14 protein-coding genes are annotated in these 15,259 nt (G+C 69.5%); 8 read left to right on the top strand and 6 right to left on the bottom strand.

The features are described from left to right. Positions 1 to 18: 18 nt before the first annotated feature. From leuC to KIT25_24005, 3 genes are read left to right on the top strand one after another with little or no spacing between them, the layout of a single operon-like run. Entirely contained in the window at positions 19 to 1,416 is a 1,398-nt protein-coding gene (gene leuC, locus KIT25_24015; GenBank protein UYN95043.1) for a 3-isopropylmalate dehydratase large subunit, read from the top strand. A gap of 13 nt (positions 1,417 to 1,429) precedes the next feature. Next, entirely contained in the window at positions 1,430 to 2,047 is a 618-nt protein-coding gene (leuD, locus tag KIT25_24010) for a 3-isopropylmalate dehydratase small subunit (GenBank protein UYN95042.1), read from the top strand. Positions 2,048 to 2,054: 7 nt separating this feature from the next. Beyond that, positions 2,055 to 2,915, top strand: a complete 861-nt coding sequence (locus KIT25_24005; GenBank protein ID UYN95041.1) for an EamA family transporter — start codon at positions 2,055 to 2,057, stop codon at positions 2,913 to 2,915. Positions 2,916 to 3,048: 133 nt separating this feature from the next. On the opposite strand, the gene KIT25_24000 is transcribed toward KIT25_24005, so the two are convergent. The 3 genes from KIT25_24000 to KIT25_23990 all read right to left on the bottom strand — a co-directional run bounded on the left by KIT25_24000 (position 3,049) and on the right by KIT25_23990 (position 8,030). Beyond that, a complete protein-coding gene (locus KIT25_24000) occupies positions 3,049 to 4,344 on the bottom strand; it encodes an ArgE/DapE family deacylase (GenBank protein ID UYN95040.1) in 1,296 nt (431 codons plus the stop codon). Between the two features lie 943 nt (positions 4,345 to 5,287). Beyond that, a complete protein-coding gene (locus KIT25_23995; protein UYN95039.1) occupies positions 5,288 to 6,874 on the bottom strand; it encodes a DHA2 family efflux MFS transporter permease subunit in 1,587 nt (528 codons plus the stop codon). Then, positions 6,861 to 8,030 carry an HlyD family secretion protein gene (locus KIT25_23990; protein ID UYN95038.1) on the bottom strand — a complete coding sequence of 390 codons (1,170 nt, stop codon included), beginning with the start codon at positions 8,028 to 8,030 and terminating at the stop codon, positions 6,861 to 6,863. The genes KIT25_23995 and KIT25_23990 overlap by 14 nt, the downstream gene beginning before the upstream one ends. Positions 8,031 to 8,252: 222 nt before the next feature. Here KIT25_23990 and KIT25_23985 point away from each other — a divergent pair, with 222 nt between their 5' ends. Genes KIT25_23985 through KIT25_23975 form a run of 3 tightly spaced genes read left to right on the top strand, consistent with a single transcriptional unit; the run spans position 8,253 to position 11,672 of the window. Then, entirely contained in the window at positions 8,253 to 9,911 is a 1,659-nt protein-coding gene (locus tag KIT25_23985) for an NAD(P)/FAD-dependent oxidoreductase (GenBank protein UYN95037.1), read from the top strand. Beyond that, positions 9,908 to 10,582 (top strand): hypothetical protein, encoded by a 675-nt coding sequence (locus KIT25_23980; GenBank protein ID UYN95036.1) that lies wholly within the window; start codon positions 9,908 to 9,910, stop codon positions 10,580 to 10,582. Before KIT25_23985 ends, KIT25_23980 begins: the two co-directional genes overlap by 4 nt. A 49-nt stretch (positions 10,583 to 10,631) precedes the next feature. Beyond that, positions 10,632 to 11,672, top strand: coding sequence for a lysine-2,3-aminomutase-like protein (locus KIT25_23975; protein UYN95035.1), 1,041 nt, complete (start codon positions 10,632 to 10,634; stop codon positions 11,670 to 11,672). Here KIT25_23975 and KIT25_23970 read toward each other — a convergent pair. Both KIT25_23970 and gcvA read right to left on the bottom strand, forming a co-directional pair. After that, positions 11,669 to 12,139 (bottom strand): copper chaperone PCu(A)C, encoded by a 471-nt coding sequence (locus KIT25_23970; GenBank protein UYN95034.1) that lies wholly within the window; start codon positions 12,137 to 12,139, stop codon positions 11,669 to 11,671. The two genes, KIT25_23975 and KIT25_23970, sit on opposite strands and share 4 nt — an antisense overlap. An 18-nt stretch (positions 12,140 to 12,157) precedes the next feature. Then, entirely contained in the window at positions 12,158 to 13,078 is a 921-nt protein-coding gene (gene gcvA, locus KIT25_23965) for a transcriptional regulator GcvA (GenBank protein ID UYN95033.1), read from the bottom strand. Between the two features lie 140 nt (positions 13,079 to 13,218). Here gcvA and KIT25_23960 point away from each other — a divergent pair, with 140 nt between their 5' ends. Both KIT25_23960 and KIT25_23955 read left to right on the top strand, forming a co-directional pair. Continuing rightward, on the top strand, positions 13,219 to 13,458 hold the full coding sequence (locus KIT25_23960; protein ID UYN95032.1) for a DUF1127 domain-containing protein: 240 nt from the start codon (positions 13,219 to 13,221) through the stop codon (positions 13,456 to 13,458). Between the two features lie 173 nt (positions 13,459 to 13,631). Next, positions 13,632 to 14,759 (top strand): methylated-DNA--[protein]-cysteine S-methyltransferase, encoded by a 1,128-nt coding sequence (locus KIT25_23955; GenBank protein UYN95031.1) that lies wholly within the window; start codon positions 13,632 to 13,634, stop codon positions 14,757 to 14,759. Here KIT25_23955 and KIT25_23950 read toward each other — a convergent pair. After that, positions 14,693 to 15,244: a Smr/MutS family protein gene (locus tag KIT25_23950; protein UYN95030.1), complete on the bottom strand. Its 552-nt coding sequence runs from the start codon at positions 15,242 to 15,244 to the stop codon at positions 14,693 to 14,695. The two genes, KIT25_23955 and KIT25_23950, sit on opposite strands and share 67 nt — an antisense overlap. Positions 15,245 to 15,259 lie beyond the last annotated feature (15 nt).

The raw sequence follows: 15,259 nt of genomic DNA, 5'->3' as shown, positions 1-15,259 counted from the left end.
CCCCTCGCGGAGGAACCAATGGCCAGGACGCTGTTCGACAAGATCTGGGACGGCCACGTCATTGCCGATCTCGGCAACGGCTTCGTGCTGCTCCACATCGACCGCACGCTGCTGCACGACATGTCGGGCGGCAAGGCGCTCGCCGAGGCCGCCGAGAAGGGCTACGCGCCGCCCCAGCCGCGCCTGATCTACGGCACGCCGGACCACACGATGTCGACCCGGCCCGGCCGCACCGACAAGACCTATCCGCCGGGCGAGCCGCTGCTGAAGTCGATGCGCGAGACGACGTCGAAGTACGGCATCAAGCTGTTCGACCTCGGCCAGGACGGCAACGGCATCGTGCACGTCGTCGGACCCGAGCTTGGCCTCACCCTGCCGGGCACGACCCTGGTGTGCGGCGACAGCCACACCTCGACGCACGGCGGCATGGGCGCGCTCGCCTTCGGCATCGGCTCGTCCGAGCTGGTACATACGCTGGCCACGCAGACCATGGTGCAACGCAAGCCCAGGCGCTTCCGCGCCAGCTTCGAGGGCAGCCTGCCCGTCGGCGTGACCGCCAAGGACATGATCCTCCACCTGATCGGCGAGGTCGGCACGGCGGCCGGCACGGGCCACGCCGTCGAATATGCCGGCTCGGCCGTGCGCAGCCTGCCGATCGAGGCGCGGCTCACGCTCTGCAACCTCACCATCGAGATGGGCGCGCGCACCGGCATGGTGGCGCCCGACGACACGACCTACGAGTATCTCGCCGGCCGCGACTACGCACCCAAGGGCGCCCTGTGGGACCGCGCCGTCGCGCACTGGCGCACGCTCCCGACCGATGCCGACGCCGAGTTCGACCGCGAGCACACGATCGACATGAGGAACGTGGCGCCGCAGATCACCTGGGGCACCAGCCCCGAGCACGTGATCGCCGTCGACCGCGCCATTCCCGACCCGGCCAAGGGTCCGGAGGAGAAGCGCGCGGCGTGGGAGGCGGCGCTGCGCTACCAGGGTCTCGAGCCCGGCAGACCGATCGAGGGCACCAACGTCGACTGGGTGTTCATCGGCTCCTGCACCAACAGCCGCATCTCCGACCTGCGCGCCGCCGCGTCGATCGCCAAGGGACGGCGCAAGGCCGACCACGTCACGGCCTGGGTCGTGCCCGGCTCGGAGCGCATCAAGCGCCAGGCCGAGGCCGAGGGGCTCGACAGGATCTTCGTCGAGGCGGGCTTCGAATGGCGCGAGCCGGGCTGCTCGATGTGCCTTGCCTCCAACGGCGAGCGGGTGCCGCCCGGCAAGCGCAGCGTCTCGACCTCCAACCGCAACTTCGTCGGCCGCCAGGGTCCCGGCGCGCGCACCCATCTCGCCAGCCCGGCGATGGCGGCGGCGGCGGCGATCAAGGGTGCGATCGCCGACGTACGCAAGATCGGGTGAGGAAGCATCGACCATGGACAAGTTCACCAAGGTGACCGGCGTCGCCGTACCGCTGATGCGCCAGAACGTCGATACCGACCTGATCATCCGCATCGAGCGGCTGGTCGACAATGTCGGCCGCGAGGGGCTCGGGCCCTACTGCTTCGAGCAGATCCGCTTCAAGCCAGACGGCAGCGAGGATCCGGACTGCATCTTCAACCAGCAGCCCTATCGCGGCGCGCCGATCATCCTCAGCCGCGAGAATTTCGGCTGCGGCTCGAGCCGCGAGGGCGCGGTGTGGGCGCTCAAGGGCATGGGCATCAAGGCGGTGATCGCGCCCTACTTCGGCGACATCTTCAACAACAACTGCTTCCAGAACGGCATCCTGCCGGTGGCGCTGCCGATCGGCGAGGTCGAGCAGCTCGCCGACGAGATGAAGGCCTCGCCGGGCAACGCGCGGATCACGGTCGATCTCGAGAACTGCCAGGTGATCTCGCCGACCGGCCGCGCGATACCGTTCCAGGTCGATGCGCGCCGCCAGCACGCGCTGCTGAACGGCCTCGACGACATCGCCCAGACCATGACGGCGAAGGACCGGATCGAGGCGTGGCAGGCCAGGGACCGGACCGAGCGGCCGTGGGTGTGGCTGTGAGCGGCGCTTGACGCCGCTCCATTCGGCGGCGGCGCTGCTGATCGCCGCGACCTGGGGCCTCAACTTCACCGCCATCCGCTTCGGCCTCGACGAACTCACGCCCTTCGCCTTCGCCACCTGGCGCTTCGTGCTGAGCGCGCTGCCGGTGCTGTTCGTGCCGAAGCCGGCGATCTCGTGGGGCACCCTGGCCGGCATCGGCGGCTTCATGTTCACCGGCCAGTTCGTCTTCCTGTTCTTCGCCATGGAGGCCGGCCTGCCGCCCGGCCTGACCTCGGTGCTGGTCCAGCTCCAGGGCCCGCTCACCGTGGTGCTGGCCGCGCTGTTCCTCGGCGAGCGCGCCACGGCGGGACAATGGAGCGGGCTCGCCATCGCCCTGGTCGGCGTCGTGCTGATCGCCCGCTCGGTCTCGGACGCAGCGCCGCTGCTCGCGGTCGGGCTGGCGCTGATGTCGGCCCTGACCTGGGCCGCCGGCAACCTCTTCTTCCGCTCGGCGCGCGGCGTGTCGCTGTTCGCCGTGACGGTGTGGGCGAGCCTGATCCCGCCGCTGCCGCTCGCCGTCGCCGGCGTCGCGCTCGACGGCTGGCAGGCGACGCTCTCGCCGATCCTCGCGCCGACCTGGCTCGGCTGGGCCGTGCTGTTCTACACCGTCGTGCCCGTGATGTGGCTCGGCTACCTGATCTGGGGAACCCTGCTGCGCGCCTATCCCGCCGCCAAGGTCGGGCCGGTGTCGCTGCTGGTGCCGTGCTGCGCCCTGGTCTTCGCCGCGCTGCTGGTCGACGAGCCGCTGACGACCGGACGCCTGGCCGGCGTCGGTGTCGTGCTGGGCGGGTTGGCGATCGGCATGTTCTCGACCCTGCGTCGCGCCTGAAGACCAACCACGAAAAACGGGAGCCGCAACGGCTCCCGTTCTCCGACGTCCCCCCAAAACTCGTGCACGCAAGCTACGCGCGCGCCTCGGTCGGGGCAATGCGGCGGGGGCCGACTGACACGATTGAAACCAATTACCCGGCCGCCTCGAGGCCGCACCATTCGGCGATGAACAGCGCCGTCGCCTGCGTGATCTGGCGCACCGAGTCGAGATTCACCCGCTCGTCGAAGCCGTGGATGTCGTCCGATCGCGGCCCATAGACCAGCGCCGGGATGCCGGCATAGAGGCCGAAGAAACGATTGTCGGCGGTGCCCGTCGAGGTCTTGTCCTCGAGCGCCGACCCGAACACCGTGCGATGCGCATCGGCCAGCACCTCGCGCACCTGCTCGTGGTTGCGCAGCACGAAGGGCTCGGCCTGGAAGCCCTCCCACGTCACGGTCGGCGGGTTGTTGCCGAGGAAGGGATCGCCGGCGGCGGTGCGGCGGATCACATCCTCGACCTCCTGCCGGCATTCCTTCAGCGTCTGCGACGGCAGCACGCCGATCCGCATGTCGAAGGTGCACCACGCCGGCACCGAGCTCGCCCAGTCGCCGCCGGCGATCTTGCCGACGTTGAAGTTCACCGGGTGATGGTGGTCGCAGAAATGGGAGTCGTGCGCCTTCTTCGCGTTCCACTGCTTCTCGAGCGTGCGCAGCGCCTGGATCAGGCGATAGGCCGATTCGATGGCGTTCGAGCCGGCGTCGGCCTTGTAGACATGCACCGGATGGCCGGTGACCTTGACCTGGAACCACATCACCCCGACCTGCGCGACGGTCAGCGCGTGCGACGACGGCTCGGGGATCAGCGCGGCGTCGGCGCGATAGCCGCGCTGCAGACAGGCGAGCGCGCCGTTGCCCGTGCATTCCTCCTCGACCACCGACTGCTGGTAGACGTCGGCCGCCGGCACATAGCCCAATCGCCGCAGCGCGCGCATCGCGAAGAGATTGAGGATGAGCCCGGCCTTCATGTCGCCCGCACCGCGGCCGTACATCCAGCCGTCGCGGATCGCCGGATCGAACGGATTGCGCGCCCACATCTCGTGCGGCCCCTCGGGCACGACGTCGATATGGCCGTTGAGGATCAGCGAGCGGCCACCCTTGCCCGAGGATGGCGAACCGGGCCGCCAGGCGCCGACGACGTTCCAGGCATCGTCGTAGTCGAGACTGTGCGGCGAATAGCCCGGCAGGTGCTTGAGGTCGTCGATCCGGATTTGCCAGCGATCGACCGACAGCCCGTCCTCCTTGAACAGGCGGGCCATCATGTCCTGCGCGGGCGCCTCGCGGAACCGGGTCGACGGGATCCTCACCAGGTCGGCGAGCACCCGGGTCTGGTCGTCGAACGCGCGATCGACGGCGTCCATGATCCTGGTCTTGAGCTGGGGGTCGAGCATGGGACGGACTTTGGCGGATGCCGGTTCGGGCGTCATGCGGGGATTTCGCCCGTCGTCGGCGACGCGGACAAGGGGGCTCCGGACGCGAGATGTCGTGGCTGCCGAATTAAAAAACGGGAATCAATTCGGCCCTCCTCCAGATGTAGCGGTCGCTCCGCCGTCCGGCCGGGTGTCCTCCCGGGTGTCCCAAAGCGTCCCACTGTCCCGGCCGCGTGGGACACCTTCGATGACGATGGCACAAGGCTTCGAGACCCGAGTGTCCCACTTGGCCCCACCCCCGTCCCATGGACACACGGTGAGACGCTGCGTGGGACACCGACGTGGACGCTTTTCGGGACACGCCGTGAGACACTTCCCGGGACGCCTCGCCACGACGCAAAAGCCCGCTGCAGAAACTGAAGGAACTGCCGTAACCCACCCGGCCAGGTCGCCCGGAGCGAGGCATTGCCTGTACACGAACGTCTCACCCGTGCGGAAAAGCCGGAAAGGCCGGGAAGTCCCCTGCGCCCGACCGCCGGCGGCAGCAGCCGCGCCGATTTCGTATGACGACGAACGAAAAATCGCCGGCGGAAATGCCGCAAATACCGGAAACCCTCGGACGCACGGGAAGCAACACACGTTTGTACAAAATTCTTGATGCCGGCAGACGCCCTGTCGCCACTTCGACAGGCGCCGAAACGCCCCCTGCAGCAAAATGGGAACCGGGTCAGCTCGCGGAAAGATACGGGAGGATGCACAGATCGCACATATCAAGAACGCCAAAATTATACAACAGTTAATACACACCCCCTGCCGATGTCATCGCCTAAGGGCAGTTGTATATTTCACGATGAGCGCCGCTGAAAAATCAGTTTTCATGCAGCATCATTGAAATTCACGAAAATTCAGTCCTATTCGTAACGCAGCCCCGCCGGCGCCCCCGCTGCTGCGCGGGCGGCGTAAATCAACTCCACGCCAGCCGGCGGGCGCGGCGTTGCGAGCGCGAGAGCAGCGCGGCCGGGGCGAGCGCGGCGAGCGCCACCAGGGCGATGATGATGAAGGTGTCGGAGAAGGCCAGCATCTGCGCCTTGGCGTCGATCATGCGGCCGAGGAAGTCGAGCGCGCCGGCCTTCTGCTGCTGGTAGGTCAGGCCCTCGCGCTGCAGCAGCTTCTCGACCTGCTCGAGCAACCGCTCGGTGGTGCGGTTGTCCCAGCCCTGGGTGGCGGTCAGCGCGTCGGCGTGGAAGCGCGTGCGCACCTCGAAGAAGGCGACCATCAGGTTGATGCCGAAGGCGCCGCCGAGCTGGCGCATGAAGTTGGAGATGCCGGCGGCCTGGCGCAGCTTGTCGGCCGGCAGCGCCTTGAGCGAGGAGGCGTTGAGCGCGGGGTTGATGAAGCCGAGCCCGAGCCGCGACAGCATGATCATGCCGACCAGGGTCCAGAAGGTGGTGTCGACGTCGGCGCCGACCATCCACCAGAAGCCGAGCGCGAACAGCATCAGGCCGCCGATGATCATGGTCGAGGCCGGCATGGCGTCCGACATGCGGCCGGCCAGCGGGAAGATGAAGGCAAGCATCAGCCCGGCCGGCATCATCATCAGCCCGGCCTGCAGCGGCGTGAAGCCGATGCAGGTCTGCACGAACACCGGGATGACGTAGGTCGAGCCCATCATGCCGGCGCCGAAGATGAAGGCGATCAGCGCCGCCGCCGCGAACTCGACATTGGCGAAGGTGCGGATGTCGAGCATGGCGCGCGGCGTGTGGAGCTGCCACAGCACGAAGGCGACGGAGGCGGCCGCGCCGAGGGCGAGGCGGAAGACGATGGTGTCGGAGCCCCAGCCCTCGCGCTGGCCGTCGGCTATGCCGGTCATCAGGCCGAACAGCGCGGTGCAGAGCAGGAAGAAGCCGAGCCAGTCGAAGGGCGGGATGCGCGCCGGCACCGGCCGGGTCGGCATGAAGACGAGGCCCATCACGGCGGCGATGGCGCAGAACGGCAGCGACAGGAAGAAGACGTGGCGCCACGAGAAATACTCGATCATCAGCCCGCCCATGGTCGGGCCGATCGCCGGGGCGAACACCACGCCGAGGCCGAACACGCCCATGGCGAGGCCGCGCCGGTCGGCCGGGAAGACCGAGAAGATGGTCGCCATGACCAGCGGCTGGGCGACGCCGGCACTGAAGCCCTGCAGCATGCGGGAGAAGATCAGGATGTCCTCGTTGGGCGCCCAGCCGCCCATCAGGGCGCCGAGCGAGAAGACGACCTGCGAGCCGACGAAGGTGCGGCGCTCGCCCAGCACGCCCATCACCCAGGCGTTGATCAGCATGCCGGCGGTCATGGTCGCCATGTAGGCCGACGACATCCATTGCGCCTTGTCCTGGCCGATGCCGAAGGCGCCCATGACGTCGGGCACGGCGACGTTGACCGTGGTCATGGCGAGCACCATGGCGACGACCCCGATCATGCCGGTGATGGTGACCAGCCAGCGATAGGCCGGCCCGTAGCGCTCGGTCAGGACGGCAGCGGTCTGGATCGGGGCGCTATCGGACGTCAATTTCGACTTCGACCATCATGCCGGGCGACAGCGGCCTCGGCATCTCGACGAGGTCGATCTTCACCGGCACGCGCTGGGTGATCTTGGTGAAGTTGCCCGACGGGTTGGGCGTCGGCAGCAGCGCGAAGCGCGCCGTGGTGGCGCTGCCGATGCGGGCGACCCTGCCGACGAAGCGGTCGCGCGGCCAGGCGTCGACCGAGACCTTCACGGTCTGGCCGAGGCGGAGGCGGCCGACCTGGGTCTCCTTGATGTTGGCCTCGACCCAGACCTCGTCGGGATTATGCAGCAGCAGGATGCGCTGGCCGGCGGCGACGTACTCGCCGGGCAGCATGAAGGTGCGATCGATCACCGCCGGCACCGGGCTGCGGATGGTGCGGTCGTCGATGTCGACGGTCTGCTGCTTCATCTGGGCGGCGAGGTTGGCGACCTTGTGGTCGAGCGCCGAGATCTGGGCGTCGATGACGCCGAGCTTCTCGCGCTCGGCGCGCGCCTCCTCGAGGCTGCCGATCGCCTCCTGGTGCTCGGCCTGGGCCTGCTGGAGCTGGCTCTCGAGCCTGACCACGGCGGCCTGGGCCTGCTGGAGCTGGCGCTCGTTGATGACCTTGCTGTCGAACAGCGAGCGGGTGCGCTGCAATTCGAGACGGGCGAGGTCGAGATCGGAGCGCAGCGCGCCCAACGCGTTCTCGCGCACCTGCACGGCCGAGCCGCGCGTGCGCTCGAGCGCCTCGGCCTGGCCGAGGATGAGGCGGCGCTCGGCCCGGAGCCGCGTGCGCTCGGCGCGCACGCCGTCGATCTCGGCGCGGAAGGCGTCGACCTTGAGCCGGGCGGCGCGGTCGTCGATGCGGGCGACGATCTCGCCGGCGCCGACGCGCATGCCCTCGCGCACCGGCATGTCGACCAGCCAGCCGTCGGTGCGGCTCGAAATGGTGACGATGTCGGCGGTGACGCGCGCGTCGTATTCGTAGACGTGGGTGAAGCGCAGATAGAGCTCGCGCCCGCCGTAGCCCACCACCAGCAGGGCGACGACCAGGAGGGCGAACAGGCGCGGACCGAAACGGAAGCGGCCGGCCAGGCGCTCACGCCATCCCGGGCGACGGGTCGAGACGCCCGCGGCGGGATTGGCCGTCGCTGGAGGGGGAGTGACCGATTGGTCCACGTGTCCTGTCCGACGATCCGGCAAAAATGCGGGCCGTCATTGAAAAACCATAGGCCTGAAACAGGAAGTTTACATGAGCCCGCTGCGTTTTTCTGCATCGCGTGAAGCGCATGCCGACCTGCGGGCCGGGACGGCGACGGGCCTTGCCAAGAGGCATCGGTCGGCCGACCGTTCATCAGGCCCCGCGCCACGACCCGCATTGCAAAATATCAGAGAGACGCCATGCCCGACGCCTCCCGCACGCCCGCTCCGCATCAGCCTGGCCGCCAGCTCGACGTCGCCATCGTCGGCGGCGGCCTCGCCGGCCTCTACGCCATCCATCGCCTGCGCGGGCTGGGGCTCGCGGTGCGCGCCTACGAGGCCGGGTCGGGGATCGGCGGGACGTGGTTCTGGAACCGCTATCCCGGCGCGCGCTGCGACGTGGAGAGTCTCGAATACTCCTACTCCTTCGACGAGGCGCTGCAGCAGGAGTGGAAGTGGCCGGAGCGCTACGGCACGCAGCCCGAGATCCTGAAATACATCGACCACGTCGCCGACCGCTTCGACCTGCGCCGCGACGTGCAGTTGAACACGCGCATCGTGTCCGCCGTGTTCGACGGCGAGGCCAACAAGTGGACGCTCGCGACCGACTCGGGTGAGCGCATCGAGGCGCGCTACTGCGTGATGGCGGCCGGCAACCTGTCGACGCCGCGCGTGCCCGACTTCAAGGGGCTGAAGGACTTCGAGGGCAAGTGGTACCACTCGGGCCTGTGGCCGCAAGACGGCGTCGATTTCAGCGGCCTCAGGGTCGGCGTGATCGGCACCGGCTCGTCGGGCGTGCAGATGATCCCGCTCATCGCGCAACAGGCGAAGCACCTGCATGTCTTCCAGCGCACGGCGAATTTCAGCCTGCCGGCGCGCAACATGCCGATGCCCGAGGAGAAGGAGCGGCGGCACAAGGCGGAGTATGCCGCGCGCCGCGCCGCCGCGATGGACACGCCCTTCGCCATCGCCGGACACGCCAGGCCGACCCAGTCGGCGCTCGACGTGCCCGAGTCGGAGCGCAACGCCTCCTACGAGGCCAAGTGGCAGGAGGGCGGCTCGATCAGCTACCTCTACGCCTACACCGACCTGCTGGTGAACAAGGCGTCGAACGACACGGCGTCGGAGTTCGTGCGCAACAAGATCCGCGGCATCGTGAAGGATCCGGGGACGGCCGAGCTGCTGGCGCCCAAGGATCATCCGATCGGCACCAAGCGGCTCTGCCTCGACACCGACTACTACGAGACCTACAACCGGCCGAACGTGACCCTGGTCGACGTGCGCAGCGATCCGATCGCGGAGATCACGGCGGGCGGGCTGCGCACCGTCGGCGGCCAATCGTTCGAGCTCGACGCCATCGTGTTCGCCACCGGCTTCGACGCCATGACCGGCGCGCTGAACGAGATCGACGTGCGCACGACGGACGGCCAGGTGCTGCGCGAGCACTGGGCAGGCGGGCCGCTCACCTATCTCGGTTTGATGGTGGCGGGCTTCCCCAACATGTTCGTCGTCACCGGGCCGGGCAGTCCGGGCGTGAAGACGCAGATGATCGCCTCGATCGAGCAGCACGTCGACTGGATCGCCGGCGCCATCGACCATCTGCACAAGCACCAGCTCGACCGCATCGAGCCGTCCGCCGAGGCCGAGGGCGCGTGGGTGGCGCACGTCAACCAGGTGGCCGACGGCACGCTCTATCCGCTGGCCAACTCGTGGTACGTCGGCGCCAACATCCCGGGCAAGCCGCGCGTGTTCATGCCCTATGTCGGCGGCTTCGACCGCTACAAGCGCCATTGCGATGCGGTCGCCGCCAACAACTACGACGGCTTCCTGCTGAGCCGCCACACCGCCGTCGGGGTGTGACGCTGCACTTCGTCCATCATCGCCTCGAGACCGTGCCCCGGCGCTGGCGGGAGGTGGCAGCGCGCATCGCGGCGCGGCCACTGGGCGACGGCGCGCTCTACGGCGTGTGGCGCAGCCAGATCGGGCGGCCGCGCGACGAGCTGCAGGCGATGAGCGTGTGGCCGCGCACCATCGCCGCCGGCGACGCCGAGGCCGCGCTGATCGGCGGCGATGTCGACGTGCGCGCGGCGAGCAGCGAGGCCCTGCGGCCGACGCTGCGTCCGACCGATGCGGCGCCGCCGACGCGGCAGGGCAACTACGCCTTCCGCTGGTTCGCCACGCCCGAGCCCGATTGGCCCGAGTTCCTCGATCTGTGCGCGGCAGGCTGGCCGGGCTTCGAGGGCGCCTACGATTCGCAGGTGATCGGGCTGTGGCGTGCGACCGGCGGGCGCAGCGCCGCCTCGCCCGATCCGGCAACGGGGGCCGGCCTGCAGACGGGCGTGCGCAGCCTGCTGCTGACGCGGCGGCCAAATCTCGCGATGTGGGAGCGCTCCAAGCTGCCCGAGGGCGGGGCCGAGCAGGCGGTGCGCGACACGCTCAGCCGGCGCTACGATCTCTGCGACTGGACGGTGGTGTCGACGGCGACGCTCCTCACCGCGGCCGACCGGCCCGACACCGCGCGCTGGGCCTGACGCGAAAGGACTCGTCAGGAACGACCGTCCGCCCTATGTGAGCGGCGGCATGCCGACCCTGCGGACCCTCGAGGCGCTCGAGCGCGACGGCCTGGTGCGGCCCGATCCGCGGCTGGCCGAGGCGGCGCAATCGATGGCGATCGCCATCACGCCCGAGATGCTGGCGCTGATCGATCGCGACAGGCTCGCCGACGATCCGCCTACTGACCCCATTGCGCGGCAGTTCGTGCCGTCGGCGGCGGAGAGCGTCGTGCAGCCGCACGAGCTCGCCGACCCGATCGGCGACGCGGCGCGCTCGCCGGTGAAGGGCATCGTGCATCGCTATCCCGACAGGGTGCTGCTGAAGCCGTTGCACGTCTGCCCGGTCTATTGCCGCTTCTGCTTCCGGCGCGAGACGGTCGGACCGGGCGGCGAGGCGCTGTCGGCCGGCGAGCTCGACGCGGCGCTGCGCTACATCGCCGAGCGGCCGGAGATCTGGGAGGTGATCCTGACGGGCGGCGATCCGCTGATGCTGGCGCCGCGCCGGCTGGGCGAACTGGTCGCCGCTCTCGACGCCATCGTGCACGTCCAGGTGATCCGGCTGCACAGCCGCGTGCCGATCGTCGATCCCGGCCGGGTGACCGACGAGCTGGTGGCGGCGTTGCGGCCGCGCCGCGCCGGCCTGTGGATCGGCGTGCATTGCAACCACGCGCGCGAGCTCGAGGGCGGCGCGCCGGAGGCGCTGGCGCGGCTTGCCGATGCGGGCTTCCCGCTGCTCGGCCAGACGGTGCTGCTGAAGGGTGTCAACGACGACGTCGCGACGCTCGAGCGGCTGATGCGCGCGCTGGTCGCGGCGCGGGTCAAGCCCTACTACCTCCATCATCCCGACCTGGTGCGCGGCACGAGTCATTTCCGGGTGTCGATCGAACACGGCCAGGCGCTGATGAAGGCGCTGCGCGGCCGGCTGTCGGGCCTCGCCCAGCCGACCTACGTGCTCGACGTGCCGGGCGGCCATGGCAAGGTGCCGATCGGTCCTTCCTATCTCGCCGACGACCCCGATGCGCTGCGCCTCGAGGATGCCTTTGGCGGCAGCCACCGCTATCCGGGCTAAGGTTTCTCCAGCAGGGTCTCGTCGCCGACCGGGCCCGGATCCTCGACTTCGAAGTCGAGGGTGACGCTCGCGCCCGACGCGAAGGTCAAGGTGACCGGCAGGCGTGCGCCCTTGCCGAGCGACATGCCGACGCCGCGCAGCAGCAGGTGATAGCCGCGCGGTTTCAAGGTCATCGGCGTATCGGGCGGCAAGGCAAGGCCCCCCTCGACAGGGCGCATAACGATGCCGTTGCCGACGACCTTGATGGCGTGGATCTCGACCGCCTCGGCGCCCGAGCAGGCGGCGGCGACCAGCCGGTCCGGCGTGGCGGCCCGGTTGGTGAGAAGGCAGTAGCCGCCGGCCAGACCCTCGACGTTCGCCGAGCGACGCGCCCAGGGACGGCGGATCTCGATCGCGCCGCAGACATGCAGGGGGACGGGCGCCGATTCGGGCGCTTTCCGACGAAGCAGTCGATCCAGAATGCTCATTAGATTTTCTGAGGCTCCTTATCGGCGCGCGCCCGAGGCGAGCACGGGTTTGGACCGCACCTGCGGCGCGCTCACTTCCTCGACCAGCCAATCCTCGAACGCCCGCGTCTTGGGACGATTGACCGAGGCGGGCGGACAGACGAACCACCAGGCCTTGCCCGAATCGACGATCTGCGGGAAGGGCTGGAACAGGCGGCCCTCGGCCAGTTCCTCGCGGAAGAGCTGCGGCGGTCCGACCGCGACGCCGGCGCCCTCCATCGCCGCCTCGACGGCGATCATGGTCGAATCGAAGGTGACGACACGCTTGGGCTTGAAGTCGCCCATGCCGACGGCGCGCAGCCAGATCGACCATTCGGGATCGTAGGTCATGTCGATGAAGGGCACGCGCTTCAAATCCTCGAGCGTCTTGAGCTTGTCCCTGTAGCGGCGCCCGCACAGCGGCGTCAGCACGTCGCTGAACAGCCGCGTGGCGTGGAGATCGGGGTCGGGCTGGACGGCGAAGCGGATGGCGCAGTCGAAATCCTCGCGCGCGAAGTCGATGCGGCGCTGGCTCGTCGTCATGCGCACCTCGATCTCCGGGTGCTTGGCCTGGAAGCGGTGCAGGCGCGGCGCCAGCCAGCCGAGTGCGAAGGTGGTGACGAGGCTGACATTGAGCGTGCCCGAGTTGGCCTTGCGGCCGACGCGCTCGAGCGCGTTGGTCATGCGATCGAAGGCGTCGCGCAGGTCGGGCAGCAGGGCCTGACCCTCGCCGGTGATCTCGAGCCCGCGCGGGCGGCGGACGAACAGGGCGACTCCGAGCCGTTCCTCGAGTGCCTTCACCTGGTGCGACACCGCGGCCTGCGTGACGTGCAGCTCCTCGGCGGCATGGGTGAAGCTCGCGTGGCGGGCGGCGGCCTCGAAGGCGCGCAGCGCGTTGAGGGGCAGCTGGGAGCGACTCATGACGGCAACCAATACATAGTTTTTCTAGGTCTCCCCCGAGCTTTCATCCTTTGAAAGGTGGCGCATCATACCGCAAATTGGGCATGTAAACGAGGTACCCGTCACCGCCACGGTCCGGCCGCCTCAAACGGAGCTAAGCCATGACGACCCTGACCAGCGTGCGGGAAATCACCCGCGCGGAAACCCCCTCCTTCTCTTTCGGCCGCGCCATGGCGCTTCTGGCCGGAGCCGTCGTGGTCGGCGCCGAGACGCTCATGGCCCGCGCCGAACTGCACCGCTCGCGACGCCAGCTCGCCGAGCTCGACGACCGGCTGCTGCGCGACATCGGCCTCGACCGGGCGCGCGCCCGGGCGGAAGCCGACAAGGGTTTCTGGTCGTAAGGCCGGGCTTTCAGAGAGCTTCCCGGACCGCGGGTCCTCAGCCCCGCTCTCCCCCCAACGCCGATGCCCAGGCATCGGCCGTCTGGCGGCCCGCGGTCCGGGATTTCCCCTTTCGAGAATTGCCGGCGGCGGCCGGATAGAGCAGGTTGGACAGGCCGCCTATGTCAGGCGCCATGACCCGACACACCTCCGCCTCCACCTTCTCGACCGTGGCCCTCGCCACCTCTCCGACCCCCGATGCCGACACCTGCTGGCAGGCGGTGCAGCGTCGCGACCGGACCTATAACGGCCGCTTCTGGTTCTCGGTCCGGTCGACGGGCGTCTATTGCCTGCCGTCCTGCGCCGCGCGGCCGCCGCTGCGCCGCAACGTCGATTTCCACGCCTCGCCGGAAGCGGCCGAGACGGCGGGCTTCCGGGCCTGCAAGCGCTGCAAGCCGCGCGACTGGCAGGCCGACCTCGGCCTCAGCAAGATCGTGGCGCGGGCCTGCGCGCTGTTCGATGCGGCGGCCGCCGACCGGCCGCCGACCCTCGCCGAGGTGGCGCGCCGGGTCGGCGTGTCGTCGAGCGCCCTGTCCAAGCGCTTCGTCGCCGAACTCGGGGTCAATCCGCGCGACTGGCTGGTCGCGCGCAAGCGCCAGCGCTTCCGCAAGGCGTTGCGCGACGGCGAGAGGGTGGCCGAGGCGCTCTACGGCGCGGGCTACGGTTCGCCGAGCCGCGTCTACGAATCGAGCGACAAGGCACTCGGCATGACTCCGGCCACCTATGCCAGGGGCGGCGCGGGCGCGCATATCGACTTCACGACCGTGGAATCGGACTATGGCCGGGTGCTGGTCGCGGCGACCAGCAAGGGCATCGCCGCGGTCTTTCTCGGCGACAGCGACCGCGCCCTGGAGCACGACCTCAAGCGCGACTTCCCGGCCGCCACCATCCGCCGCAACGATCCGGCGCTGGCGCCGCGCGTGAAAAGCGTGCTGGCGCGCCTCTACGGCCGCAAGCCCTCGGCCCTGGATGCCGCGGACGTTCCGCTCGACATCGTCGGCACCGCCTTCCAGTGGAAGGTCTGGAAGGCGCTGACCGAGATCCCGCCCGGCCAGACGCGGACCTACGGCGAGATCGCGCGGTACATCGGCGCGCCCGCATCGGCCCGCGCGGTCGGTCGCGCCTGTGCCACCAACCAGGCGGCCGGCGTCATCCCCTGCCATCGAGCGGTCGGCGCCGACGGCGCGATCACCGGCTATCGCTGGGGCGTCGCGCGCAAGGAGCGGCTGCTCGCCGACGAACGGCGGCGCAGCAGCACGTAGAAGGCGCCGGTGCCGCCGTGTCGCTGGTGCGCGGGCTTCACGCCGCGCACCGACGCACGGATGGGCGGTCGCTCGAGCCAACCGGGAAATTCGCCGCGTATCCTGCCCTCGACGATGCGGCCGCCCTCCTCGCGCCAGCCCTTGCCGGTGACGACGAGGACGATCCGCAGGTCGCGGTCCGCGGCCTCTTCGAGAAAGCGCACGACGGCGCGCTCGGCGGCGGCCAGGGTCAGGCCATGCAGGTCGAGCCGCGCCTCGGGCTCGCGGCGGCCGCGCGACAGGGCGCGGTCGATGTCGCGATCGAAGGACGGGCGTTCGTCGCGCCGCGCCGGCCGGATCGTCTGACGCGGCGGCGTGGCGCGGGACGAATTGCCGACGGACTTCGCCATGTCGGGAAGTCGGCCAGCCCGCGCAACGGGCCGGCGACCGCGCAGAGGCGCCACATCCTTCATCGCCGCCTTGAAGAGATCGACGTCCTTGGCCATGGCGTTTGATGTAGC

This window comes from Enhydrobacter sp. (assembly GCA_025808875.1).
Lineage (GTDB): Bacteria > Pseudomonadota > Alphaproteobacteria > Reyranellales > Reyranellaceae > Reyranella.
The sequence above is the reverse complement of the archived record's forward strand: the minus strand, read 5'-3'. Positions and strand labels throughout refer to the sequence as shown.

Coding starts and splice junctions, on each gene's coding strand:
- leuC (UYN95043.1), top strand. CDS start 19: ATGGCCAGGACGCTGTTCGACAAGATCTGGGACGGCCACGTCATTGCC.
- leuD (UYN95042.1), top strand. CDS start 1,430: ATGGACAAGTTCACCAAGGTGACCGGCGTCGCCGTACCGCTGATGCGC.
- KIT25_24000 (UYN95040.1), bottom strand. CDS start 4,344: ATGCTCGACCCCCAGCTCAAGACCAGGATCATGGACGCCGTCGATCGC.
- KIT25_23985 (UYN95037.1), top strand. CDS start 8,253: ATGCCCGACGCCTCCCGCACGCCCGCTCCGCATCAGCCTGGCCGCCAG.
- KIT25_23975 (UYN95035.1), top strand. CDS start 10,632: ATGCCGACCCTGCGGACCCTCGAGGCGCTCGAGCGCGACGGCCTGGTG.
- KIT25_23970 (UYN95034.1), bottom strand. CDS start 12,139: ATGAGCATTCTGGATCGACTGCTTCGTCGGAAAGCGCCCGAATCGGCG.
- gcvA (UYN95033.1), bottom strand. CDS start 13,078: ATGAGTCGCTCCCAGCTGCCCCTCAACGCGCTGCGCGCCTTCGAGGCC.
- KIT25_23960 (UYN95032.1), top strand. CDS start 13,219: ATGACGACCCTGACCAGCGTGCGGGAAATCACCCGCGCGGAAACCCCC.
- KIT25_23955 (UYN95031.1), top strand. CDS start 13,632: ATGACCCGACACACCTCCGCCTCCACCTTCTCGACCGTGGCCCTCGCC.
- KIT25_23950 (UYN95030.1), bottom strand. CDS start 15,244: ATGGCCAAGGACGTCGATCTCTTCAAGGCGGCGATGAAGGATGTGGCG.